This window comes from Hydrogenophaga sp. PBL-H3, from assembly GCF_010104355.1.
In the GTDB taxonomy this organism is placed as follows: domain Bacteria; phylum Pseudomonadota; class Gammaproteobacteria; order Burkholderiales; family Burkholderiaceae_C; genus Hydrogenophaga.
Genome location: NZ_CP044972.1, coordinates 1199935 through 1224698, shown reverse-complemented (window position 1 = coordinate 1224698; position 24764 = coordinate 1199935). Strand labels below are relative to the sequence as shown.

Annotated in this window: 25 protein-coding genes and 1 riboswitch; of the genes, 19 read left to right on the top strand and 6 right to left on the bottom strand. The window is 66.9% G+C overall.

Annotated features, from left to right (window positions below; translation table 11 throughout):
- The first annotated feature begins 115 nt into the window (after positions 1–115).
- Entirely contained in the window at positions 116–1093 is a 978-nt protein-coding gene (locus tag F9Z44_RS05940) for a GMP reductase (protein WP_159604402.1), read from the top strand.
- Positions 1094–1122: 29 nt separating this feature from the next.
- Here F9Z44_RS05940 and F9Z44_RS05935 read toward each other — a convergent pair whose 3' ends face one another.
- Positions 1123–2007: an alpha/beta hydrolase gene (locus tag F9Z44_RS05935; RefSeq protein WP_236574272.1), complete on the bottom strand. Its 885-nt coding sequence runs from the start codon at positions 2005–2007 to the stop codon at positions 1123–1125.
- Positions 2008–2217: 210 nt separating this feature from the next.
- Here F9Z44_RS05935 and F9Z44_RS05930 point away from each other — a divergent pair, with 210 nt between their 5' ends.
- Both F9Z44_RS05930 and F9Z44_RS05925 read left to right on the top strand, forming a co-directional pair.
- Entirely contained in the window at positions 2218–3057 is an 840-nt protein-coding gene (locus F9Z44_RS05930) for an NAD(P)-dependent oxidoreductase (protein WP_236574330.1), read from the top strand.
- A 34-nt stretch (positions 3058–3091) separates the two neighbouring features.
- Complete coding sequence (locus F9Z44_RS05925; protein WP_159604399.1) at positions 3092–3856, top strand: SDR family oxidoreductase; 765 nt, start codon at positions 3092–3094, stop codon at positions 3854–3856.
- Positions 3857–3908: 52 nt separating this feature from the next.
- Here the strand turns inward: F9Z44_RS05925 and F9Z44_RS05920 are convergent, their stop codons facing one another.
- A complete protein-coding gene (locus F9Z44_RS05920) occupies positions 3909–6017 on the bottom strand; it encodes a transporter substrate-binding domain-containing protein (protein WP_159604397.1) in 2109 nt (702 codons plus the stop codon).
- A gap of 232 nt (positions 6018–6249) precedes the next feature.
- Between F9Z44_RS05920 and F9Z44_RS05915 the strand changes: the two genes are divergently transcribed.
- Together F9Z44_RS05915 and F9Z44_RS05910 are read left to right on the top strand one after the other, a co-directional pair.
- Positions 6250–7551, top strand: a complete 1302-nt coding sequence (locus tag F9Z44_RS05915) for an ABC transporter transmembrane domain-containing protein (RefSeq protein ID WP_201450016.1) — start codon at positions 6250–6252, stop codon at positions 7549–7551.
- Between the two features lie 75 nt (positions 7552–7626).
- Positions 7627–8979: an HlyD family type I secretion periplasmic adaptor subunit gene (locus tag F9Z44_RS05910; protein ID WP_159604395.1), complete on the top strand. Its 1353-nt coding sequence runs from the start codon at positions 7627–7629 to the stop codon at positions 8977–8979.
- A 38-nt stretch (positions 8980–9017) separates the two neighbouring features.
- Here the strand turns inward: F9Z44_RS05910 and F9Z44_RS05905 are convergent, their stop codons facing one another.
- On the bottom strand, positions 9018–10262 hold the full coding sequence (locus F9Z44_RS05905; RefSeq protein WP_201450015.1) for a flavin-dependent oxidoreductase: 1245 nt from the start codon (positions 10260–10262) through the stop codon (positions 9018–9020).
- Between the two features lie 2 nt (positions 10263–10264).
- On the bottom strand, positions 10265–11248 hold the full coding sequence (locus F9Z44_RS05900; protein ID WP_159604392.1) for a tripartite tricarboxylate transporter substrate binding protein: 984 nt from the start codon (positions 11246–11248) through the stop codon (positions 10265–10267).
- 90 nt (positions 11249–11338) lie between these two features.
- Here F9Z44_RS05900 and F9Z44_RS05895 point away from each other — a divergent pair, with 90 nt between their 5' ends.
- The 14 genes from F9Z44_RS05895 to F9Z44_RS05830 all read left to right on the top strand — a co-directional run bounded on the left by F9Z44_RS05895 (position 11339) and on the right by F9Z44_RS05830 (position 23043).
- A complete protein-coding gene (locus tag F9Z44_RS05895; protein ID WP_159604391.1) occupies positions 11339–11908 on the top strand; it encodes a MarR family winged helix-turn-helix transcriptional regulator in 570 nt (189 codons plus the stop codon).
- 149 nt (positions 11909–12057) lie between these two features.
- A riboswitch (guanidine-I (ykkC/yxkD leader) is annotated at positions 12058–12156 on the top strand.
- 53 nt (positions 12157–12209) lie between these two features.
- Positions 12210–13226: an ABC transporter substrate-binding protein gene (locus F9Z44_RS05890; RefSeq protein ID WP_159604390.1), complete on the top strand. Its 1017-nt coding sequence runs from the start codon at positions 12210–12212 to the stop codon at positions 13224–13226.
- Positions 13227–13300: 74 nt separating this feature from the next.
- The gene (locus tag F9Z44_RS05885; RefSeq protein WP_159604389.1) at positions 13301–14311 is read left to right on the top strand and encodes a fatty acid desaturase family protein; all 1011 of its coding nucleotides are present in this window, start codon (positions 13301–13303) and stop codon (positions 14309–14311) included.
- Position 14312: 1 nt separating this feature from the next.
- Complete coding sequence (locus tag F9Z44_RS05880) at positions 14313–15143, top strand: SDR family NAD(P)-dependent oxidoreductase (RefSeq protein ID WP_159604388.1); 831 nt, start codon at positions 14313–14315, stop codon at positions 15141–15143.
- Positions 15140–15901, top strand: a complete 762-nt coding sequence (locus F9Z44_RS05875) for an SDR family NAD(P)-dependent oxidoreductase (RefSeq protein WP_159604387.1) — start codon at positions 15140–15142, stop codon at positions 15899–15901. Before F9Z44_RS05880 ends, F9Z44_RS05875 begins: the two co-directional genes overlap by 4 nt.
- 9 nt (positions 15902–15910) lie before the next feature.
- Positions 15911–16810, top strand: a complete 900-nt coding sequence (locus F9Z44_RS05870) for a DMT family transporter (protein WP_159604386.1) — start codon at positions 15911–15913, stop codon at positions 16808–16810.
- A complete protein-coding gene (locus F9Z44_RS05865; RefSeq protein WP_159604385.1) occupies positions 16811–17596 on the top strand; it encodes a creatininase in 786 nt (261 codons plus the stop codon).
- 8 nt (positions 17597–17604) lie between these two features.
- On the top strand, positions 17605–18318 hold the full coding sequence (locus F9Z44_RS05860; RefSeq protein ID WP_159604384.1) for a cysteine hydrolase family protein: 714 nt from the start codon (positions 17605–17607) through the stop codon (positions 18316–18318).
- A gap of 15 nt (positions 18319–18333) precedes the next feature.
- Positions 18334–19140 carry an N-acyl homoserine lactonase family protein gene (locus F9Z44_RS05855; protein ID WP_159604382.1) on the top strand — a complete coding sequence of 269 codons (807 nt, stop codon included), beginning with the start codon at positions 18334–18336 and terminating at the stop codon, positions 19138–19140.
- Positions 19137–19904 (top strand): hypothetical protein, encoded by a 768-nt coding sequence (locus F9Z44_RS05850; protein ID WP_159604380.1) that lies wholly within the window; start codon positions 19137–19139, stop codon positions 19902–19904. The genes F9Z44_RS05855 and F9Z44_RS05850 overlap by 4 nt, the downstream gene beginning before the upstream one ends.
- Before the next feature lie 174 nt (positions 19905–20078).
- Positions 20079–20924 carry a transporter substrate-binding domain-containing protein gene (locus F9Z44_RS05845; RefSeq protein WP_159604378.1) on the top strand — a complete coding sequence of 282 codons (846 nt, stop codon included), beginning with the start codon at positions 20079–20081 and terminating at the stop codon, positions 20922–20924.
- A gap of 13 nt (positions 20925–20937) precedes the next feature.
- A complete protein-coding gene (locus F9Z44_RS05840; protein ID WP_159604376.1) occupies positions 20938–21585 on the top strand; it encodes an amino acid ABC transporter permease in 648 nt (215 codons plus the stop codon).
- A complete protein-coding gene (locus F9Z44_RS05835; RefSeq protein WP_159604374.1) occupies positions 21582–22238 on the top strand; it encodes an amino acid ABC transporter permease in 657 nt (218 codons plus the stop codon). Before F9Z44_RS05840 ends, F9Z44_RS05835 begins: the two co-directional genes overlap by 4 nt.
- A gap of 19 nt (positions 22239–22257) precedes the next feature.
- Positions 22258–23043 carry an amino acid ABC transporter ATP-binding protein gene (locus F9Z44_RS05830; protein WP_159604372.1) on the top strand — a complete coding sequence of 262 codons (786 nt, stop codon included), beginning with the start codon at positions 22258–22260 and terminating at the stop codon, positions 23041–23043.
- Positions 23044–23054: 11 nt separating this feature from the next.
- On the opposite strand, the gene F9Z44_RS05825 is transcribed toward F9Z44_RS05830, so the two are convergent.
- Positions 23055–23981 (bottom strand): S8 family serine peptidase, encoded by a 927-nt coding sequence (locus tag F9Z44_RS05825; RefSeq protein ID WP_159604370.1) that lies wholly within the window; start codon positions 23979–23981, stop codon positions 23055–23057.
- Positions 23982–24011: 30 nt separating this feature from the next.
- Positions 24012–24653: a hypothetical protein gene (locus F9Z44_RS05820; RefSeq protein ID WP_201450014.1), complete on the bottom strand. Its 642-nt coding sequence runs from the start codon at positions 24651–24653 to the stop codon at positions 24012–24014.
- Between the last annotated feature and the right edge of the window lie 111 nt (positions 24654–24764).

Genomic DNA, 24764 nt, shown 5'->3' with positions numbered 1-24764 from the left:
AGAATCAGTCACCGGGCCCAAGATTCTTGCGCCCGGTTTTTTGTGCCTGACGCACAAAGCCGGCCAAGCCAAGCGCTCTCCCTGTTCAACAACAGTTTTCTGGAGCCTGGTTCTTATGGAGATATTCGACTACGACAACGTTCTGCTGCTGCCGCGCAAGTGCCGCGTGGAGAGCCGTTCTGAATGCGACGCTGGTGTGGAGCTCGGCGGTCGCAAGTTCAGGCTGCCGGTGGTGCCGGCCAACATGAAGACGGTGGTGGACGAGTCCATCTGCGTCTGGCTGGCGAAGAACGGCTATTTCTATGTGATGCACCGCTTCGATCTGGACAACCTGAAGTTCGTGCGCGACATGCACGCGCAGGGTGTGTTTGCCTCGATCTCGCTGGGCGTGAAGGCCCCCGACTACGCCACGGTGGACCAGCTGGTGGCCGAGGGCCTGGCGCCCGAGTACATCACCATCGACATCGCGCACGGTCATGCGGACAGCGTGAAGAACATGATCGGTTATTTGAAGGAGAAGCTGCCTTCATCGTTCGTGATCGCGGGCAACGTGGCCACGCCGGAAGCCGTGATCGATCTGGAGACCTGGGGCGCGGACGCGACCAAGGTGGGCGTGGGTCCGGGCAAGGTGTGCATCACCAAGCTCAAGACGGGCTTTGGCACCGGTGGCTGGCAGTTGAGTGCGCTGAAGTGGTGCGCGCGCGTGGCGACCAAACCCATCATTGCCGACGGCGGCATCCGCAGCCATGGCGACATTGCCAAGAGCATTCGCTTCGGTGCGTCGATGGTGATGATCGGCTCGCTGTTCGCGGGCCACGAGGAGTCACCGGGCCAGACGGTGGAGGTGGATGGCGTGCTCTACAAGGAGTATTACGGCTCGGCGAGCGACTTCAACAAGGGTGAGTACAAGCACGTGGAGGGCAAGCGCATCCTGGAGCCGATCAAGGGCAAGCTGGCCGACACGCTGGTGGAGATGGAGCAGGACGTGCAGAGCTCCATCAGCTACTCGGGCGGCACGAAGCTGATGGACGTGCGCAAGGTGAACTATGTGATCCTGGGTGGGGACAATGCGGGGGAGCATTTGTTGATGTGAGGGGCTTTGGGGGCCACCGGAGAAAAACATCAACCCGAGAGCAGCCCAAGCGCCAAGCGATGCAACCGATGCTTGGGCTGCGCCAGAGCCTCGACGATGCTGAAGTGGTTGAGACCCGGCAAAGCCTCGCACACCGGCACCACTTCCGACCCCCAGGCCTGCTGGATGAGGCGGTTGTGACGCAGGAACTCGCTGCTCTCATCGGCACCCGCGGCCGCATACAACTGACCCCGGCCCTCACGCACCAGCGGCGCAGGCAAGCGCGCCGGGCTCGCCTTCTTCACCTGGGCCGGCGTCAAATTCAACGACGACTGCACGAACGGCGTGAGCCGCACCGGCTCCAGGTCGTACAGGCCCGAAATGGACAGCGCGTTCTTCACCAGCGCTTCGGGCAGATCGTCACCCACGCGCTGCCATTCACAGGCCAGCATCATGGTGGCCAGGTGCCCACCCGCCGAGTGGCCCACCACCGAAATGCGGTGCGGGTCGCCACCGTGCGCGGCGATGTGGCGAAACGTCCAGGCCAGGGCCTGCACCATCTGCATCACGATCTCGGGAATGGTCACCGCCGGACACAGCGCGTAGTTGGGCATCACCACACAGGCGCCGTGCTTCGTGAACGCGGGTGCGATGAAGGAGTGGTCGGACTTGTCCAGGCTGCGCCACCAGCCACCGTGGATGAACACCATCACCGGCGCCAGCGGCGCACCCGCCTTGCGCGGCGCGGGAAAGATGTCCAGCGTCTCACCGGGGCCGTGGCCATAGCTCACATCGAGCAGCGGACGGCTGCTCCGGCGGGCCTGCGCGGAGGTCTGCGCCCAGCGCTCGAAATGCACCGCATGTTCGGGCACCCGCGCCCGGTTGTTGTACTCCTGGTCCAGCCAGACAGGGTCGGTCGAAGGTGTTTTTTCCATGGTCGCGCATTGTGTCATGGGGGTCGTTTTCAGCGTGTCCTGACGGGCTCATCAAACGCCGTTATTCTGTATACAAATGTGCGTCGCGATGGCGGACACCGCCTCCACACAAGCTTCTTCAACGCCTCTGCAACCCACCCAGTGAACACCTCCGCCTCCTCCACCCCACCCACCCCCGCCTTGCAAGTCGCCGTGCTCGGCATCGGCCTGATGGGTTTCCCCATGGCCCGCCGCCTGTGTGAAGCCGGCTGCGCCGTCAGCGCATGGAACCGCTCGCGCAGCAAGGCCGAGCGCTTGCAGCCTTTCGGTGCGCGCGTGGCCGACACGCCCGCCGACGCCGTGGCCCAGGCCGACATCGTCATCACCCTGCTTGAAAACGGCGACATCGTGGAAGACGTGTTGTTCACCCAGGGCACCGTGGCCAGTCTGCGCCCTGGCAGCGTGGTGGTCGACATGTCGTCCATCCTGCCGCGCCAGGCGCGTGACCACGCCGCGCGCCTGGCGGCCGCCGGCCTGCACCACCTGGACGCGCCCGTCTCGGGCGGCACGGTGGGCGCCGAGGCCGGCACGCTGGCCATCATGGTGGGCGGTGAGGTGGCCGATTTCGAGCGCCTGCGCCCTGTGTTCGAGCTGCTGGGACGCCCGGTGCACGTGGGCCCGCACGGCGCGGGGCAGTTGGCCAAACTCGCCAACCAGATGATCGTGGGCATCACCATCGGCGCGGTGGCCGAAGCGCTGCTGCTGTGCGAAAAAGGCGGCGCCGACATGGGCAAGGTCAAGCAGGCCATCACCGGTGGTTTTGCCGACAGCCGCATCCTGCAGGTGCATGGTCAGCGCATGGTTGAACGCGACTTCACCAAGCGCGCTGCGGTGGCGGTGCAACTCAAGGACATGCGCAACGCACTGACCACGGCCAGCGAAATCGGCTTCGATGCGCCCATCACCGGTTTGTTCGAGCAGCTCTACGCCCAGTCGGTCGATCACGGCCTGGCCGACCTGGACCACTCGGCGCTGTTCGTCGAACTGGCCAAGCGCAACGGCATGGTCTGAGCAACTTCATTCACTCCCAGCACAAGGCGTCTTCATGGCTTCTGAACCCTCGCAACGGATTGCCCTGGTCACGGGCGCGGGCAGCGGCATTGGCCGCGCGGTGGCACTGGGCTTGCTGCAAGACGGCTTTCACGTCGTGCTCACCGGACGCCGCCCGGAACCTCTGACTGCGGTGGTCGAGACGGCAACAGCGGCCGGCCAGCACGCGCTGGCGATACCTGCTGACGTGCGCGATCCGCAGAGCGTGCAAACCCTCTTCGACGAAATTGAGAAGCGCTACGGTCGCCTGGACCTGCTGTTCAACAACGCGGGCGTCAATGCCCCGGCCGTGCCGATCGACGAGCTTCCCATCGAGCGCTGGAAAGACGTGATCGACACCAACATCACGGGCGTGTTCCTGTGCGCGCGTGCCGCCTTCGGCCTGATGCGCCGGCAGACCCCGCAGGGCGGGCGCATCATCAACAACGGCTCGATCTCGGCCCATACGCCCCGCCCCTTCAGCAGCCCCTACACAGCGAGCAAGCACGCGGTGCTGGGCCTGACCAAGACCATTGCCCTGGACGGGCGCGACTTCAACATCGTGTGCAGCCAGATCGACATCGGCAACGCGCTGACTGAGCTCTCCGCGCGCATGACGCAGGGTGTGCGCCAGGCCAACGGCACCGTGGCCACCGAACCCATGATGGACGTGCAGCACGTGGCGCAGGCCGTGCGCTACATGGCCAGCCTGCCGCTCTCCACAAACGTGCTCAACATGACCGTGATGGCCAGCCAGATGCCGTTCGTGGGCCGGGGCTGAACCTGTGCGCAGGGGCTTTGCAGCCCCCGCTTTGAGCGCAGTGCCACCGCGCTCAGGCTGACGGATCGAGCGTGAATTCGGCCACCGTGCCCACGCCGCTCTGGCTGCGCACACGCACCTTGCCACCATGGTGGCGCACGATGCGCTGCACCATGCTCAACCCGATGCCGCTGCCTTCAAACTGCGACGCCGAGTGCATGCGTCGAAACGGCTGGAACAGGGCTCGGGCGTGTGCCATGTCGAAGCCCGCGCCGTTGTCGGCGACGCGGTACCAGGTGCGCCGTCCCTCCTGAAAGCTGTCCACCCGCACGCGCGCCAGTGGCACGCGCGCGGTGTACTTCCAGGCGTTGTGCAGCAGGTTCTGCCAGACCTGCGCCACCAGATCGGCGTCGCCCTGCGCGGGTGGCAGGGGATCGAACCGAATCTCGATGGACCGCGCCATGTCACCGCTGCACACCAGCGTCCAGGTGTCCTGGGCAAGGGCGCTCATGTCGATGGTGCTGCGCCGGAGGGCGTGCTGATCGATCTGTGCCAGGTTGCACAGCGCCTCGATCATGGCGTTCATGCGCCGCGTGGCCTTGTCCACCTGCTCGCTGTACTCCAGCGCCTCTTCGGTGTGACCCAGCTTCAGACGCTCGCGCATCAGCCCCATGAACCCCTGGATGGCCAGCAACGGCGCGCGCAGATCGTGCGCCACGGCGCGGGTGAACTCACGCAGGCGGTCCTCGCCCGTGTCGCTGGGCGGCACCGACTCGGGCGCGTCACGGCGGTCTTGCGCCAGCTCATCGTTCAAGGCCTGGTAGCCCTGGCGGAACACAGGGTCCTGCGCCAGGCGCTCGGTCACGTCGCGCACGATGCACAGCACGATGGTGAGCTCGCCCACGCGCAGCTTGTCGGCGCTGATCAGGCAGGCGCGCTGCTGGCCATCGGCGCGGGTCACGGCCACCGGCATCGCGTCCAGCAGCCCGTCCAGGTCGATCGCACGCGCCATGCGCTTGAGGTTGTCCATGCCGATGTGGTGGGCCAGGGCTCGCAACGGCTGACCCACCACCTCATGCTCGGGCAAACCCAGCAGGGCCGCGACCGCCGGATTGGCGTCCTGCACGACGCCACTCGCATGGTCGATCACCAGCATCGGTTCGGGGTTGCGCTGGAAGGTGTGGTCCAACAGCTCCTCGGAGCGGCGCAACGACTGCTCGGCCGCCTGGCGACGCGCGCGCTCGGTGGCCACTGCACGCCCGCGCTGGCGCAGCAGGTACACAGCCGCGAGCAACAGCAGCGACCCACCCACGGCGATCCACCAGGTCCACTGCAGCTGCTGCGCGAGGTCGCGCTCCATCGCCTGCCGTTCGGCGTTCGCGGGCTTGTCGCTGAGCCAGCGCTCGCGCAGCGCAGGCAGGGTGCCGTTGGTCTCCAGCCGATCCAGTGCGCCCTGCAGGTGCTGCCGCAGTTCGTCGTTGTCACGCACCACCGCCAGCGAATACGTTTGCAGGCTCAGGTTGGTCAAGCCGGCGACCAGGCCCGGCACGGCACCTGAGGCCACCACCGGATCGGCATAGGCGCGTGGCAGCAAGGCCATGTCGGCAAACCCGAGTTGCACCGCCTTCAAGGCCGACAGCGCGTCGGGCGTGCGCACGTAAATGGCGTCGATGCCGGAGAGCCACTTGCGCAAGCTCTCGCGCATGGGTTCGTGGTCCAGCACGGCAATGCGCGAACCCTGCAGATCCTGCAGGGCGCGCGGCGCAGGTTTGCCCACAGGCAGGTACACCGCAAAGGCCGGCGCGGCGTGGCCTTCGAGAAATTGGGCATAGGCACGCCGCTCGGTGGTTTCCACCATCGCGATCACGTCCACCCGTCCAGCCTTGAAGGCCTCTACCGTGGCAGGCCAGGCTTGCAGGCTGATGGAGACCTCCACACCCAGCTCGCGCCCGACAGCCTGCATCAGCTCGATCTGGAAGCCCTCGGGTTGACCGCTGGCGTTGAGCGACTCGAAAGGTGCGAACGCGGCGTCACCGCCGTAGCGCAGCGTGGTCTGTGCCCCGGCCACCGGGCAGGCCGCAACCCAGGCCAGGACCAGCGCGCACAGCCAGCGCCCGGCACGCCCGCCGAGCCATGAGCCATCTCCCCTCTGGTCTGATTTCGCGTGTGTGGATCGCGGCATGCTGGGTTGCGCAGGGTGGGTGAGCGGTCCACCATGGACCACACCCTGCCAGACAGTGCCACAAATCCGCTCCTGGCAGGTGTCAGCGGCGCGGCAAGCCACCCACTTGTCAGATACCCCCCACAACTTCTCCCCCCCAAATTACTGCATCGGTGGTATTTCCGGCATCCCCTCGCCCTCCCTAGCCTCGTTCGGTCTTGCGCCAGGAGCGCGCCACGAGGGAGGACCGGAATTGTCATCACACCACGATGTGGGGCTCATGCACGCGCTGAGCACAGAAGAAGCCGTCTGGCTGCTGGGCAGCCTGGCGGGCTTGCACCGCAAGCCCTTTGACGTCGAACTGCTGATCAAGCGTTTTGCCCCGCCGTGGGATCTGCCTACGCTGATCGAAGCCCTGGCCGGTCTCGGGCTCAAGGCGCAGACCGTTCCCTGGCCAGACCCCGCGCATCCACCCCCACCTTTTCCAGTGGTTGCCTTTGCGCGCACCGCCGGCCAAGACAGCGCCGGTACGCCGCTGCTGATTGCAAGCCGAAGCGACGGGCAACTGGGCTTGTTCCGCCCGGGCGAAGCACCGAGTGAACTGGACGACCTAAACGACCTGCACGCACTGAGCCCTGAGGTCCAGCCCTGGCTCTTGCTCTGCGCCGCGCAAGACCCGGCCACCCCAGCAGGGCCAGACGAAGACGGTGCCGCCAGCCCAGGCAAACGCCCGGCCTTCGGCTTCGCCTGGTTCATCCCCGAACTGCTGCGCCACCGCCGCCTGTGGCGCGATGTACTGCTGGCCAGCCTGGCCATTCAGCTGGTGGGCCTGGCCACGCCGCTTTTCACGCAGGTCATCATCGACAAAGTGATCGCTCACCACAGCGTGAGCACGCTCTGGGTGCTGGGCTTGGCGCTGGTGGTGTTCATGCTGTTCACCAGCACCATGAGCTGGCTGCGCCAATACCTGGTGCTGCACACCGGCAGCCGCATGGACGCGGTGCTGGGCGAGCAGGTGATGCGCCACCTGCTGCGCCTGCCCCTGCCCTACTTTGAAGCGCGCCCCACCGGCACGCTGGTGGCGCGGCTGCAGGGGGTGGACCCACCACCACCGGGGCACGACACCAACCTCAATGACGGTGCGCAGACCGGAACTCTGCAAAGCGGAGGTGACCTGCGAACCACGCAGATCCTCAGCGACCTGGCTTCGCCGCAACCAGTCCCGTTTGCGCCGGTGGACTGGTCCGCATGGAACGCCCGCCAGGCAACGCCGCCCTCCGCCCCCGAAATGGCGTCGATCCACGCGGGCGCCCAGATCGAACGGCACTGGCAACAACTGTTCGCCACCTTGCAGCAGATGGACGCTGAGCGAAGTGCCAACGACCTGTGGAGCGATTCGAGCCTGGGCACGGGTCACGCTCTGGCGGGTCTGACGGCGGGAGGCCAACAGGTCGATCTGGCGGGCGCCAGTGTCATCGGACTCGCGGTGGGCTCGGGCACGCACCTGGCCAGCTTCCATGGACTCAAGGAGGGGCTGGCCAGTCTGGCCGCCTGATGCCCATGACAACGGTGACCCGGAGGCAATGCCCGGGTCATCGTGGCCGTGCCCCCACCTTGAAGCAACAACACGATGACCGACACCCGCCACCCCGACCCCGCCCACCTCGCCTTCCACCCACCCCTGATCCGCCTGCAGCAACAAGCCCCCTCCCCCATCGGCCGGCGCGTGCTGTGTTGCCTGCTGGCTCTGCTGGTGTTCCTCATCGTCTGGGCTTCGGTAGGTCGGCTCGACATCGTGGCCGTGGCCGAAGGCAAACTGGTGCCCGAGGACTACCTCAAGATCGTGCAGCCCTCAGAGGCGGGCATCGTCAGCGCCATCCTCGTGCGTGAAGGGCAAACGGTACACAAAGATCAAGTGCTCATGCGCATGGACGCGCTCACCACCGAAACCGATCTCAACGCGCTGACCACCGAGCGTGGGCGCAAGCGGCTTGCGCTGCGCCGCCTGGACGCTGAACTGGCCGAGCAACGGCTGACCATCGACGCAGATGAACCGCAACCCCTGGCGCAAGAGGCCGTAGCCCAACAACTGGCGAACGAAGCGGCACTGGCCAGCGCACTGGCCGAAGAACGCAGCCGCATGCTCAAGGCGCAGCAAGAGCTGGCTGCCGCTCAGCAGCAAAGCCAGCGGCTGCAGGCGGTGCTGCCCCACTTCCAGGCCCAGGAAACCGCCTACGCACAGCTCGCCGACCAGGGGTTCACCGGCCAACTCATGGTCAGCGACAAGCGCCGCGAGCGCATCGAAAAAGAACAGGAACTCGCCACCCAGCAGCACGTGATCGCCTCAGCGCGGGCGAGCATCGACCAGTCGCTGAAAAAGCTGGAGCAAATCAAGGCCGAGCACCGCCAGCGCCTGCACACCGAGCGCGCGGAGACCCGTTCGCAGCTGGAACGGCTGGAGGCGGACTGGCAGAAACAGCAGCACCGCCGCGCCCTGATGGAGCTGCGCGCGCCACACGAGGGAATCGTGAAGGAGTTGGCCACGCACACCGTGGGCACAGTGGTGCAACCCGGCACCGTGCTGGCCACGCTGGTGCCGCAGCAGGCACCGCTGAAAGTGGAGGTGTGGGTGTCCAACGAAGACGTTGGTTTTGTGCGGCCGGGTCAGCCGGTCAAGCTCAAGTTCGCCGCATATCCGTTCCAGAAGTACGGCATGGCGCACGGCGAGTTGCAGTGGGTGAACGCCGATGCACAAACCGAAGAGCCGGGTCGATCGACCGCACCCGACGGCGCCCTGCCACCCCCGCGCTACAAGGCCACGGTGAGCCTGCGCGACGCGGCGCTGGTGCGCGACGATCGACGCCACGAACTCACCGCAGGCATGCAGGCCCAAGCCGAAATCCTGCTGGGACAACGCACCGTCTTGCAGTACCTGCTGTCGCCCGTGCAGCGGGCTTGGCACGAGGCTGCGCGCGAGCGTTGAAACGATAGCGCCTGAAAGTCAGGCCTGAACTCTGACGATCAACCCTTCAACGCAAAGCCCGCGATCTGCTTGTAGTTGTCCGAAATGGCGCGCAGTTCGTCCTGGCTGATCAGGTCATCGATGTTGTCGAATGGCTGTCCACCGCTGAGTTCGTCGGCCTTCATGATGATGAAATCCGGCGGCAGGGTGCGGTTGGTTTCCACCACGCGGGAGGTAGCGGGCAGGCGCGCGGCCTGGTAGCGCTGCAGGGCGGCGCGCAAGTCGCCACCCGCAGCGCGCTCGGTGGCGATCTCGTCGGCCAGCGTGCGGGCATCGATCAGCGCCTGGGCTGAACCATTGGAGCCGCGCGGGTACATCGGGTGGGCGGCGTCGCCCATCAAGGTCACACGCTCGAAGCTCCAGCGCGGCAGGGGGTCCTTGTCGACCATGGGGTACTCGAACACGTGCTCGGCCGAGCTGATGAGCGCGGGCACGTCGAGCCAGTCGAACCGCCAGTCGGCAAAGGTGGGGAGGAAGTCCTCGGTGCGGCCGGGCCGGTTCCAGTCGTTCATGCGGGCTTCGCTGTCGCGGATCTCGGCCACCCAATTGATGAGCTGGTTGCCCTGGGCGTCCACGTTGTCCACGATGGGATAGATCACCATCTTGCCGGTGTCGATGGAGCCAATGCGGATGTAGCTCTGGCCGCCCAGGATCGGTTTGTGCACCGAGGTGCCGCGCCAGGTGTTGATGCCGCCGTAGCAGACGCGGTCCTGCGGATAGAAGTGCTTGCGAACGCCCGAGTTCACGCCGTCGCAGGCCACGACCCAGGGCGCGCGCACCGGCGCTACAGGGCCTTGGGCGTTGTCGGCAAACGAGAGCGTGACGCCGCCGGCGTCTTGCGCCAGACCGTTGCAGCGGTGGCCGGTGTGCACATGCTCCGGGCCCAGGCGCTGGAGCGCCGCTTCAAACAGAATCCGGTGCAGCTTGCCGCGGTGGATGCCGAGCTCGGGCAGCTCGTAGCCCGCGTGGCGCCCACGCGCCTCGCTGTACACGCGCTGTCCGAAACGGTTGAAGAACACGCTCTCGCGGTTCTCGATGCCCACCGCCTCCAGCTGAGGCAGCAAGCCCAGCGCGGTCAACTCCCGCATGCCGTGCGGCAGCAGCGTGATGCCCACACCCAGCTCCTTGACCTCGGGCACGCCCTCATACACGTCGCAGGCGATGCCACGCTGGTGCAGCGCCAGTGCGAAGGCCAGCCCGGCGATGCCGCCACCCACCACCGCGATCGCGGTCTGATCTGCCATGGTCATTCCGCTTTGATGTTCTGCGCCTTGATCAGCGTGGCCCAACGCTCGGCGTCTTTCTGCACCAGCTGGCCAAACGCCTCGGGCGTGCCGGTGCTCGGGTCCATGCCCTGGGTGGAGAACGCTTTCTTCACGTCGTCGCTGTCCAGGATGCTGTTGATCTCGCGGTTGAGCGTGGCCACCATGGCCGGCGCCATCCCCTTGGGGGCAAACACGCCGTACCACATGTCCACGTTCACGTCGGCGGTGCGCGACTCGGTGAGCGTGGGCACATCGGGCAGCAGGGCATGGCGCTTGTCGCTGCCGATGGCCAGGGCCACCAGGCGCCCGCTGCGGATCTGCGGCAGCGCCACATGGATCGGCAGGAACATCGCATCCACCTGGCCACCCAGCATGTCGGTGAGCGCCGGGCCGGTGCCGCGGTAAGGAATGTGGGTGATGAAGGTCTTGCTGGTGTTCTTGAACAGCTCCATCGACAGGTGGTGCGGCGTGCCCACGCCGGGGGATGCGTAGTTGAACTTGCCGGGGGCCTTGCGGGCGGCGTCCACCAGGTCGGCAGCGGTCTTGAAGCCTGTCCTGGGATGCGTCACCAGGAGAAGCTGGCCCCAGCTGGTGAGGCTCACCGGCGTGAGGTCGCGCAGCGGATCGAACGGCACGGCGGGATAGAGGCTGCGGTTCATCACCAGGGTGTTCACGCTCACCAGCAGGGTGTTGCCGTCGGGCGCGGCGCGCACCACCGCCTCGGTGCCGATGTTGCCCGAGGCGCCGGCCCGGTTGTCCACCACCACCGGGCGCTTCAGGCGCTCGGACAGCTTGGGTCCGATGGTGCGTGCGATGAGGTCGATGCCGGTGCCCGGGGTGAAGGGCACGATCAGGCGCAACGGCGTGTCCGTCGGCTGTGCATGGCTCAGGCCGGTGCCGGCGAACACCACCAGGGCCAGCAATCCGCGACGCGCGCGGCAGGCGAGGGTTTTCGAGCGTGTCATCCGTTGTCTCCTATCGTTAGCATGCGAACCATTATGGAAGTCACACTTGGTTGGCCGCCATTCGTAGAATCCCGAGTTTGCCGACCATTCATGACCCTGAACGACCTGTACCAGCGCCCGGGCTTTTTGCTGCGCCGCACCCACCAGATTTCGGCGGCGGTGTTCGAGAACGCCTGTGCCAGCGTGGGACTGACCCCGGCGCAGTACGGCGTGCTCACGGTACTGGCCAACGAGCCCGGCCTGGACCAGACCCGACTGGCACGCGCGCTGGCCTTCGACAAGGTCACCGTGATGCGGGTGTGCAAGGGGCTGGAGGAGCGCGGCATGATCGAACGGCGGGTCTCCGAGCACAGCCGCCGGCAAATGGCCGTGGTGCTCACGCCGGCCGGCAAGAAGCTGCTGCTGCAGGCACGGGGCCCGGCGGAACAGGCCTACCAGCGCCTGCTCTCTCCGTTGACGCTCCCACAGCGGCAACAGCTGATCGAGATCCTTGAAACCCTCACCCAGGGCCTGGCCGACGACGCGCGCGCACCGTTTGTGCCACTGCTGCCCCCGCCGGCCACCGACAAACCGGTCGAATCGGCTGCCGCACCCCAGGCGCGAGCGCCGCGCAAACCCCGCACCAACACAGGGCGCAGCGCGCCGGCCAAGCGCGGCTGAGCGTCCCGCCGCCATCTGCTTTTGGTGCAGAACCCGCGCCCGGGCGGCGCGAAAGAGGGCGTGTCACCGGCAAACAGGCTGGCACGCTTTCTGCTGATACCCCACTTGCAAGAAGAGCGATCTGGGGTCCGCCCCCGAGACGGCTCAGCACTCAGGTGCACTAGGGTTCCGACCGCGTTCGCGGTGTCTGGTCCGAGAGTGTGCCGGCCTCATCGCAGGCTCCACGGAGGGACAAAAGCCCGGGAGAACGATCACAGATCGGTTCTTCCTGCGCGTCCTTTCAACCCATGGAGCCTCAATGATGAAAACCTCTGCCCCCACCCCGACGAGCCGGCGCAACCACTTCCTCAAGCCGGCCCTGGGCCTGGCGCTGTCGCTGGCAACACTCACCTCGTTCGCCCAGAGCGCCCCGTCCATGAAGATCGCCACTGTGGTGTGGATCGGCTATGGCCCGTTCTATGTGGCCGAGGCGCTGGACCTCTACAAAAAATACAACCTCAAGGTCTCGCTGCAGGTCTTCAACGACCCGGCGCTGATCCCCGCGGCCATCGCCTCGGGCGCGGTGGATGGCGGCATGCTGACCTACGACCAGGTGGTCGGGCAAGTCGCGGCCGGCCGCAACATGAAGGTGGTCATGCCCATCGACTACTCCAACGGTGGCGACGCCATCGTGGCCGACAGCAGCATCACCAAGGTCGCGGATTTCAAGGGCAAGAAGATCGGCTACAACCCGCTCTCCCCTTCGGACTTCCTGCTGTCTTACGCGCTCAAGACGGTGAACCTGAGCGAGAAGGACATCACGCCCGTGAGCATGACGCCCGAGGCGGTGCCCGCGGCCATGGCCTCGGGTCAGTTGCCCATCGGCGTGACCTATGAGCCCAGCCTGTCGCAGATCCTTGGCCAGGGCGGCGGCAAAAAATTCAAGGTGGTGTTCTCCTCGAAGAACGCGCCCGGCCTGATCGCCGACGTGCTGGTGTTCGACGACAAGGTCATCAAGGCCAAGCCGGCCGAGATCACCAACATCATGAAGGCGTACCTGGACGGCATGGCCTACATGAAGGCCAAGCCGGCCGAGGCGCACAAGATCATCGGCAAGTTCATGGGTGTGTCCGCCGCCGAGGTGAAGGAACAACTCACCGGCGTCTACAACATCCCGCTGGCCGAGATGCCCAAGGCCTTCGCGCCCGCGAAGGAAACCACCTCGTACTACGCCAGCGGCGACATCATCGGCCAGTTGCTCAAGGCCAAGGGTCAGATCACCACGGTCCCGGCGATTGAAGCCACTTTCGACGCCAGCCTGGTCAAGGGCCTGAAGTAATCCCCCGGGTGGCCGCACCGGTGCCCGCGCGGGCACCGGTGCGGTGGCAACCGCACTCCATTGAAGGCAACTCCATGAAACCGGTTTTCCGATATGAGGACGGCGTGTGGCCGAACGTGGCCGCCCTCGGCTTCACCCTGCTCGGCTGGCCAGCTGGCATCGCCCTGCTCGGGCAAGCGAGCTGGCTGCTGAATGCGCTGGGCGTGCTGCTGGTGGCGCAGACGCTGGTGTGGTCGGCCTACTTCATCCACGAGTTCGCGCACAACGCCATCTTTCGCACCGCGCAGGCCAACGACCGCTGGGGCACGCTCATGAGCTGGATCAACGGCAGCTGTTACGCCAGCTTCGCCGACATGCGCCGCAAACACATGCGCCACCACGTCGAGCGCGCCGACGTGATCACCTTCGACGCGCAGGCCTTCCTGCGCGCCCACCCCGCCGTGCGCCGCGTGGTGCTGGCGCTGGAGTGGGCCTACGTCCCGGCGGTGGAGTTCGTGATGCGCGGCTTCGTCATGGCCATGCCTTTCATGGGCGAGAAAAAGAAGGAAGCGCGCGCCCGCGTGATCGGCGTGGCGCTGGTGCGCGTGGCCGCGCTCGCGCTGCTGGGCTGGTGGTCACTCAAGGCGCTCGCCTTGTACTTCGTGGCGTTCCTGACCTTCATCACGGTGCTGCGCTTTGCCGACTGCTTCCAGCACACCTACGACGCCTACCCCATCCTGGACGACACACCGATTCCGAAGGACAAACTGCGCGACCGGGCCTACGAACAGGCCAACACCTACAGCGACGTGGTGAGCCTGGACGCCAAGTGGTTCAACCTGGTCTGGCTCAACTTCGGTTTCCACAACGCGCACCACGAACGCCCCACCGCGCCCTGGTACCGACTGCCCGCGTTCCACCGCGAGCTCTACCCCGACAACTACGCGCAGGTGATCACCGTGAGCGAGCTGCTGAAGAGTTTCCACGTCAACCGCGTCAAGCGCGTACTGGCCAGCAACTACGGCGCGGTGCAACCACCGGGCACGCCGGGGCGCGCGGATGGTTTCCTCGGCGCCGTCGGCGTTTCCTTCCTGACGGCCGTTTGACATGGCCACCGACCACGGCCTGCGGGGCAAGACCGTGCTCATCACCGGCGCGGCCGGTGGCATCGGCCAGGCGCTGGCGCGGGCCTTTGCGGCGCAGGGGGTGCGCTTGATGCTGCTGGACCGCGTGGATGCAACCAACACCCTGGATCTGATCCGGCAAAACCAGACCAACGCCGTTCGGACTGCGCCCACCACCGTTCGGGCTGAGCCTGCCGAAGCCCTCAGTGCGATCTGCGACCTCGGTGACGCCTCGCAAGTGGCCGCCATCGCCGAGCAAGTGCGCCAACACTGGGGAGCACTCGACGTGCTGGTGAACAACGCCGGCACCGAATACCCCACGCCACTGGACGACAACGCGCCCGATGCCATGGACCGCTGGGCCAGCCTGCTCGACAACAACGTCACCTCCATGGTGCGGCTCACGCAGGCGCTGCTGCCCCTGCTGCCGCGTGGCGCCAGTGTCATCAACCAGTCGTCCATCTGGGGCCGCATCGGCGTGGCCGGCTTCTCGGCCTACGCGGCGAGCAAACACGCCGTGGTGGGCCTCACGCGCTCGCTGGCGCTGGAGCTCGGGCCGCGCGGCATCCGCGTGAACGCGGTCTGCCCGGGCTGGATCCGCACCGAGGCCGCGCTGCGCTCGCTCACCGCCTTGGCCCTTGAGCAAGGCCTCAGCGAGGCCGAGGTGGAGCGCGAGATCCTCTCGCGCCAGGCCGTGCCCGAGATGCTTACACCGGCCGACATCGCCGGCGTGTTCCTGTTTCTCGCCAGCACCGATGCCCGCTCGCTCACCGGCCAGTGCCTCGTGGCCAGCCACGGCGAGGTGATGGCATGAACGCAGCGATCTCTCTGGAAGGCCAGACCGCCCTCGTCACGGGCGCGGCCACCGGCATCGGCCGCGCCATCGCGCTGACGCTCGCGCAAGCCGGCGCCCGCGTGGTCGTCAACCACCTGAACCAGCCGCAACAGGCCGCCACCCTGGTGCAGACCATCAGGAGCGCAGGCGGGCATGCCGTGGCGATCAGCGCCGACGTGAGCGACGGCGCGGCGGTGCAGCGCCTGGTGGACGAAGCCCTGCACGCCGTGGGCGACCTCCACATCCTCGTCAACAACGCCGGCATCATCCAGGAGAAGCCCTTCCTGGACACCACCGAAACCGATTGGGACCGCATGCTGGCCACCGACCTCAAGTCGGTTTTTCTGGTATCGCGCGCCGTGCTGCCGGGCATGGTGGCGCGCGGCAGTGGTGTCATCGTCAACCTCGCGTCCGACCTCGGCATCCTGGGCCGCGAGAACTACGCACCCTACTGCGCGGCCAAGGCCGGCGTGATCGGCCTGACCAAGTCGCTGGCGCGGGAGTTCGCGCCGCACGGTATCCGCGTCAATGCCATCGCGCCCGGCCCGGTCAACACCGCCATGGTCTCGCTGGAGAGCATGAGCCCCGAGTGGATGGAGAAGGAGCTGGCGATCCCGCAACACCGCGTGGCCGAGCCCGAGGAAATCGCCGCCACCGCGCTCTTCCTCGCCAGCGACTTGTCGCGCTTCTACTGCGGCCAGATCCTGGGGCCCAATGGCGGCTCCGTCATGCCCTGATCACCCGCCATGTCCCTGCTCACCCAACCGTCCAACCGTGTCGCCACCGGCGTGCTGCTGTTTTCCGCCTCGCTCTGGGGCTTGTCGTGGATGCCGCTGAAGTGGTTCATCGCGCAGGGGCTCACCGGTCCCATGGTGTCGCTTTTGTCCTACGGCGTGGTGGGCTTGTTCACCAGCGTCTTCATCTGGCGCCAGCGCGCCGCGTGGCGCCCCCAGTGGGGCCTGCTGCTGGCGCTGGCCGTGGTGGGTGGCTGGGCGAACACCTCGTTTGTCAATGCGCTGATGCTGGGCGACGTGGTGCGGGTGATGTTTTTGTTTTACCTCTCGCCCGTGTGGTCGGTGCTGGGGGGCTGGCTGTTTTTGAAAGAGCGCATCCCGCCTCTGCGCTGGGCTGCTGTGGTGGTGGCGCTGCTGGGCCTGTGGCTCTTTCTCGGCGGCCCGGGTGGGCTCGATCTGTCCTTCACCTTCGTTGACTTTCTCGCGCTCTCGGCGGGCTTCTGCTTCCCGGCCAACAACGTGATCGCGCGCGCCTCGCAGCAGGTGCCCATGGTGAGCAAGACCTTCGCGGTGTTTGTGGGTTGCGGTGTCATCTCGCTTGCGGCCACCAGCGCGCTGGGCCACGCCGTGCCCGCGAACATGGGCATCGGCGTGTGGCTGGCCGTGCTGGCCTATGGCTTCGTCTGGCTGCTGCTGGCCACCGCCACCTGGCAGTTCGGCGTCACCCACATCGAGAGCAGCAAGGCCGGTGTGATCCTGCTGGCCGAGCTGGTGGTGGCGGTGATGAGCGCGCTGTGGTTCGGCGACGAATCCATGACCGGCCTGGAGTGGGCTGGCGGCGCGCTGATCGCCATGGCCGCGTTCGCCGAAGCGCTGGACACCTCGCCTCAACCCAAACCCCAAGGAGCCTGAATGAACCCCACCGTGTGGATGAACGAACTCTCGTGGGTGGACTACCAGTCGCGCGTCCTGCAAGACCAGCCGCCCGTGCTGCTGCCAGTGGGCGCGCTCGAACAACACGGCCCGCACCTGCCGCTGGGCACCGACGGCCTGCTGTCGAGTGCCGTGGCCGCCGACACCGCCGCGCTCGTGGGCGGGCTGGTGGCACCCACGCTGTCGTATGGCTACAAGTCGCAGCCCAAATGCGGCGGCGGCCAGCATTTCTGCGGCACCACCAGCGTGGACGCGGCCACGCTGGTGGGCCAGGTGCGCGACGCGGTGCGCGAATTCGCGCGGCACGGTCTGACGAAGCTGGTGATCGTGAACGGCCACTATGAGAACCAGTGGTTCCTGATCGAAGGCATCGACCTCGGCCTGCGCGACGCCAAGGCCGCCGACCCGACGAACCAGTTGCAGGTGATGCGCCTGGAGTACTGGGACTTCATGACGCCTGACACCCTGGGCGATGTCTTCCCCGACGGGTTTCCCGGCTTCGCGCTGGAACACGCGGCCGTGCTGGAGACCTCGATGATGTTGCACTTCCACCCGAATCTCGTGCGCATGGACCTGCTGCCCGACGACGGCCCGGCCGACTTTCCACCCTACGACATGTACCCGCCGCGCACCGACTGGGTGCCGGCCTCGGGCGTGCTCTCGTCGGCCAAGGGGTCTGACGCCATCAAGGGCCGGCTGCTTGCCGATGAGGTGGCGCGCCGCATGGCCGAGGCCATCACCACCGGCTTCACGCGACCCGCCTGAGCCTGAGCATGGACGCCGCGTTCGACCCCACCCACACCGCGCTGGTCGTGATCGACCTGCAGCGCGATTTCTGCAGCCCCGGCGGCTACGCCGACAAAGCTGGCATCGACATCGGACCCATGCAGGCGGTGGTGGCCAACACCGTGCGGCTGCTGCGGGCCGCGCGCGCCGCCGGCCTGCTGGTGGTGCACACCCGCGAAGGCCACCTGAGCGACCTGAGCGACTGCACCGCCGCCAAACTGCAACGCAGCGTGGATGCGGGTGCCCCCATCGGCAGCCTCGGGCCGCTGGGTCGCTTGCTGGTGCGTGGCGAACAAGGCCACGACTTCGTGGACGCCGTGCGCCCGGTGGCGGGCGAAGAAGTGATCGACAAGCCCGGCTACGGCGCCTTCCACCGCACGCGGCTGGCGCAGGTGCTGGCCGCGCACGACATCGAGCGCCTCATCGTCTGTGGCGTGACCACCGAGGTCTGCGTGCACTCCACGCTGCGCGAAGCGGTGGACCGGGGTTTCCTCTGCACCACCGTGGGTGACGCCACCGCCGCGAGCAACCCCGCGCTGCAGGCCAGCGCGCTGGCCATGATCTCGGTGGAAGGCGGCATCTTCGGGCGTGTGTGCGGTACCGACGAGGTGGTGGTTTCGCTCCAAGACCTGGCCACCGCCGGGCCCACGCGCCTGGACGCGAGGGTCGACACCTGGGTCAAAGCCTTCACCGGCGCCTGAATCTCGGGAACCACCATGACCCAGGCACTTCGCATCTGGCCGCTGCTCACCGCCACCCACCGCTACGACAAGGCCATCTCCACCTTCAACCGAGGCCGTGGTCAGACCATCGAGGCGCCGATCCTCGCTTACCTCATCGAAACGAAACACGGCCGCATCCTCTACGACGTGGGCTGCGACCACGCCAAGATCCACACGCCTTCGCTGCGCGAGCGCCACTACAACCCCGCGACCTTCGAGATGGGTGCGCCCGACATGCGCGAGGAGCACCGCATACCGAACCACCTCGCGCGCCTGGGGCTGAGCGCGAGCGATGTGGACGTGATCTTCATCGGCCACCTGCACTTCGACCACGCCGGTGGACTGAAGGAGTTGAAACGCTGCGGCTGCGGCGCCGAGATCCATCTGCAGCGCGACGAATGGAACGCCGCCTGCAGCGGCCTGGACGGCGCGGTGTTCGAGGACGACCTGCTCGACGACGAAGGCCGTGCCTTCCAGTTCTGCCTGAAGCACGGCGAGTACAGCGTGCTGCCCGGCGTGCAGGCCGTGGCCACACCGGGCCACACCGCCGGTCACATGTCGATGCTGATCGAACTGCCCACCGGCGCGCCGGTGCTGCTGGCGGGTGATGCGGCCGACCTGCAGGAGAACATCGACGACGAAGTGGCGCCCGGCACGCTGTGGCAGGGCCGCGAACAGCAGGCTGTGGAGAGCATCCGAAAGCTCAAGGCGCTGGCCATTGATACCGGCGCCCAGCTCTGGCCCAACCACGACATGGCCTTCTACCGGCAGTTGCCCGTCTTCCCGAACGCCATCACATGAACCTTTCCGATCCAGTTCCCGACCGCTACCACGGTGTGTGGCAACGCACCCTTTTGCAGACCCCCACGCTGCGCGACACCACCACCTGGGTGCGCTGGCTGCAGACCGGTCTGTGCCACGGCGACCTGCGCGTGCCGCTTGAGGCCGACCGCAGCACACCCGCTGGCCGCGCCGAGCAGCAGGGCTTTGGCGGCATCACGCTCATCACCCGCCCCAGCGCCGACCACGCCGAGGTCTGCACCTGGCAACGCCAGATCGACCTGCAGCCGCCACGCAGCACGCCGGACGCTGGCCACATGGTGTTCGAGTCACCCGACTGTGTGCACGAGACGGGCATCCACGGTCGGTATTTCGAGGTCTGGGAACGCTTGCCCGGCTCCACGGGCAGGCGCATCGCACTGGCAGCGCTCGACGCCAACGGTGCGCCCACCAACGATCGCTTGCTGGTGGCCGGGCGCTACCTCATGCACCTGCGGCCACGCAGCACCGCATGGCCCCTTGAGATCGCACCCGATGACACCCTGGCCGACACGGTGGCCCGCCATCCCCGGCAGGCCGAAGCCCTGCTCGACTTCGAGATCAGCTTCGGTGTGCTGGAGCATGGCGTGTGGACCGTCGAGCGCGCCACCTTGCCGTCCCTCGAAGGGCAGGCGCCAGGCTTGCATGTGGAACGCGAGAGCGAACACCTGGCTGTGGTCGAGAGCACACACCTGCCGCGGCGCTGGCAGGTGCTGGAGTGGCACGCCGCGCCCGCACCGGACTGAGGCACTCGCGCCGCACCGCTGAAGTGCGCTCGAACTCCCATGCACCGGGCTTGCGGCCGGTGGCGCCGCCGTGTCTCTCGTTCTGCGGATTTTCAGGGGCTCGACCGGGCACGCTCCTTGCGCTTTCCAGGCAGCGTTCATGTTCTTCCTCCCACCTCCTTCAGGAATCTCACCATGTCCAGACACCTTGCTTCCTCCACCCGCCGTGGCGTGCTCGCCGCGCTCCTGCTGGCCCCGGCCCTCTGGGGTGCCGCGGGCACCGCACACGCCGCCAACCTCGACGAGATCAAGAAGCGCGGCTACATGACCGTGGTCACCGAAGACGACTTCCGCCCGTTTGAGTTCGTGAAAGACGGAAAGCCCACCGGCTTCAACAACGAGATGGTCGACGCGCTGCGCAAATACGCGCCGTTCGAGATCCGCCAGGAGATCCTGCCCTGGCCCGGCATCCTGGCCGGCGTGGCCACCGGCAAGTACGACATCGCCATCACGGCCGTGCTCATGACCAAGGAGCGCACGCAATCGCTCGACTTCACCAGCCCCATTGCCGACGCCACGCACTACTACGTCAAACGCAAGGACGACAGCAGCATCAAAAGCATCAAGGACCTCAATGGCAAGACCGTGGGCGTGCAGACCGGCAGCGCGTTTTTGAGCCGCCTGCCCGAGCTGCAGGCCATGCTGGCCAAAGAAGGCGGCAAGCTCGGCAAGGTCGTGGAATACGCCTCGTACCCCGAGGCCTACCAGGACCTCGCGCTCAAGCGCACCGACTTCGTGGTCAACACCGTCATCAACCTCAAGGCGCTGGTGGCCGAGCGCCCCAACGTGTTCGAACTGGGTCAGCCAGTCTCGGGCAACTCGTACCCGGCCTGGGCAGTGAAAAAGGGCAACACCGACCTGCAGAAGTTCATGAACGACTTCATCGCCGCGCAAAAGGCCAACGGCGTGATGCCCGGCCTGCAGAAGAAGTGGTTCGGCGAAGCGTTCACGCTGCCGGTGAGCTACACGCCCGAGCAGTGACACCGTTCAGCACATGACTCATGCCGATGTCCTGTCGATCTTCAGCGGCGCACTGACCACGCTGCTGCTGTCCATCGCCGGCATCGCACTGGGCCTGCCGCTGGGGCTGGGTCTGGCGCTGGTGCGCTGGGCCCGGGTACCGCTGCTGGGCACGGTGGTGGCCATCTACGTGAGCCTGCTGCGCGCCACACCGCTGGTCACGCTGGTGCTGCTGATCTTCTTTGCGCTGCCCACCGCAGGCCTGTCGGTTGGCCCGGTGCAGGCGGGCCTGATCGCGCTGGTGCTCAACACCGCCGCCTTCAACGCCGAGGTGTGGCGCGCGGCGCTGCTCGATCTGCCCAAAGACCAGATCGAGGCCGCGCAATCGGTCGGCATGGGCCAGACGCTGCGCTTTCGGCGCATCGTGCTGCCGCAGGTCTGGCGCACCGCCCTGCCCGGCCTCATCAACGAGATGTCGCAACTGGTCAAGCTCACGCCGGTGCTGGCGGTGGTGGGCGTGGTCGACATCACGCGCGCGGCCGTGCGCATCGGCGCACAGACCTACGAACCACTGCCGCCGTTCCTGGTGGCGCTGGCGATCTACATTCCCATCGTCTATGCGCTGGTGAGCGTGCAGCGCTGGGTGGAGCGGCGCACGCTGCTGGCGGGAGCCGCCGCATGATGCGCGACTTCGCCACCGTGTGGTCCGAGCGCGGTTTGCTGCTCTCGGGCCTGGGCAACACCGTGCTGCTCTCGGTGCTGGCGGGTCTGGTGGCGCTCTTTCTGGGTGCCCTGCTGTCCATGCTGCTGATGTCGCCGAAACGCGCGCTGTCGCTGCCGGCCAAGGCGCTGGTCGATCTGGCGCGCTGCACACCCTTTCTGCTGTTCGCCTACATCGTCTACTACGGCCTGCCGTCGCTGGGCCTGCAGTTCGATGCCTGGAGCGCAGGCCTCTTTGCACTCAGCCTGTACCACGCGGCCTACATGGCCGAAATATGGCGCGCGGCCTGGGCTGCGCAACCGCGTGCGCCGATCGAGGCCGGCGTGGCGTTTGGCTACAGCGGTTTTGGCCTGTTCCGGCGCATCGTGCTGCCGCCGCTGGCACTGTCCAGCGCGCCGGTGCTGGGCAACCAGCTGATCCAGATCATCAAGGACAGCGCCTTCCTCACCATCATCACGCTGCCCGAACTCACCCACGCGGTGAGCTCGATCCAGTCGCGCCACTTCATTCCATTCGCCGCCTTCCTGAGTGCCGTGCTGCTGTACTGGGCCCTGTGCCTGGTGGTGGAAGCCGGCGTGGCCAGCGTGGGCCGCCTGGCCGAGGCGCGGCGCTGATTCACCACCTGCCCACACCATGCCCACACGCATCCCCCTCCTCAGTGTCCAGTCACTCAGCAAGAGTTTCGGCAAGCTGCGCGTGCTCGACAACATTTCGTTCTCGGTGGCACCGGGCGAAACGGTCTGCCTGCTCGGCCCTTCGGGCTCGGGCAAGTCAACGCTCTTGCGCTGCATCAACTGGCTGGAGCGCCCCGACAGCGGTCGCATCCTGATCGACAGCCAGCCCATCGGCATCACCTCGGGCGGTGTGGTCATGAACGACAAACAGCTCGCGCAGGTTCGCACGCGCATCGGCATGGTGTTCCAGCAGTTCGCACTGTGGCCCCACCTGACCGTGTTGCAGAACGTGATGGAGGCACCGGTGCACGTGCAGCGCCGCCCGAAAGACGCCGTGCGCGCCGAGGCCGAAGCGCTGCTCCAGCGCGTGGGCCTGTTCGACAAGCGCGACGTGTTTCCCGCGCGCCTCTCGGGCGGGCAGAAGCAGCGCGTGGGCATTGCGCGAGCGCTGGCCATGAAGCCCGCGCTGATGCTGTTCGACGAGCCCACCAGCGCGCTCGACCCCGAGCTGGTGGGCGAGGTGCTGGCCGTGATGCGCGACCTGGCCGCCGAGGGCATGACCATGGTGGTGGTGACGCACGAGATGGCCTTTGCCCGCGAGGCCGCTCACCGCGTGGTCTTCATGGACCACGGCGTGGTGGTGGAGACCGGCTCGCCCGATGCGTTCTTTGATGCGCCCAGCACCGAGCGCGGCCGGCAGTTCCTGCAGCGGTTCTCGGAAGGACGAACTTCCCTGCCGGCCTGATCCGCCGGGGGCTACCGGATGGCCACCGGTGCCAGCGCGCGCGTGATGCTGGCCTCACCGCGGCCATGCAACTGGGCCTGGTAACCCTTGACCGTGTCCTGTCGCGCGGTGTTGAGCAACTGGTTGGTCACCTGCAGCGGCGTGGCGCTGGTGAACTTGCTGCCCAGGATGGCGGCATAGCCCGTGATCACGGGCGCGGCGAAAGAGGTGCCGTACAGACCGGTCTTGCTGCCTTCCACGCCGACCACCAGAAACTGTTTCTGCACCGCCGCATCCAGTCCGGCGGTGTTGGAGTACGAGGCCAGGGTCGCGGGCGCGGCGGTGGTGCCGTTGGTGTTGAGCGCACCCACGTAAATGGCGGTGCCGGTGCCCTTGAGGGCCAGGTTGAGGTAGTCGGTCTGGCCACGGGCGTTCTTGCCCAGCACGGCAATGCCGTCGTTGCCCGCGGCCTTGGCAATCACCGCGCTGCCACTTTTGGCGTAGCTGATGATCGAGCTTTCCTGCGCGCTCCAGCGAATCTGGCTGGCGGTGTAGCCAGCAGCGGCCATCATCCCGTAGCTCAGGTTGAGCACGTTGAGGCCCTTGTAGAGCTTGACGGTGGTGCCGCTGTTGAAGTCCTGCGTGGCCACGCCGGCCAGCGGCGCGATCATGCCGGCCTCCAGGGTGGTCCATTGCCCGTGGCGCAACTTCTGGCTGCCCGAGCCCAGATTGCCGCCGAGCAGTGAACTGCTCTTGAAATCATCGACCACGGTGATGGTCACGCCCTTGCCTTTGTAACCTTTGGCCCAGGCATCGCCCACCTCCTTGCTCATCCAGCCGGGTGTGACGGCCGAGGCGGCCAGTGAGGAGTCGACAGTGGCCTCGCTTTCCTGGGCCAGGGACGGGACAGCGTTCAGCGCGCCACAGATGGCGAGTGCGAGGGGGGCGTGTTGTTTCATGGGCGTCTTTCGGTGGTGGACAGGAGGAAGCTAGAACGCGTGGTTCAACGACACCGACAGCTGGTGGCGTTCACTGGACTTGGCGTTGAAGAGGTAGCGCAGCGTCTCGGCGGGCTCCAGCGTGGAGGCCGCCAGGCGGCAGTTCACGGTCTGGACGCCACCGATGTCGCCGTAGTCGGCGGTGCAGGTTTTTTCGCGCAGGCGCCCACCCAGCGTGGTGGTGGCGCGCAGCGTGAGCAGGGTGCGGCGGTCGATGCGCGCCTGGTGGATGAAGCCGATCTTGAGGCTCGGCGCAATGCTGTACTTGCGGCCATGCTCGCCCGTGCCCAGGCCCCAGATGAATCCGGTGCTGGCCGAGAGCGGGGTCATCCAGGTCACGCGCATGTCGGTCCAGTTCGATTCGTACCAGGCCGAAAACGCCACCTGTTCACCGCCCGCCGATTCGAAGCCCTGGCCGCGCAGTCCCCGGACGCGGCGGGACAGGTCCGTGCCTTGCTGGACCTCGATCAGGCTGGTGGTGCCGGGTGCGGCCAGCGCGGCACCGGCCCAGCCGGGCTCGTTCCAGCCGGCGGCCTGGGTCGAACCGCACACGCCGGCGAGCAGCCAGGCACAGACCCCTGCGGCGACGGGTCGCGACGCGGGCTTCTCGGATCGGTAGCGGAAGGTGGCCATGGGCTGAAGCAGTCGACTCGCGCAAACCGGCTCTGGCGGTTCGCTTGTTGTCGTGTCTTTCGACCATCCACGGTCAGGCTTGAGCCTTGTTGAGCCGGCCCCTCCACGCAA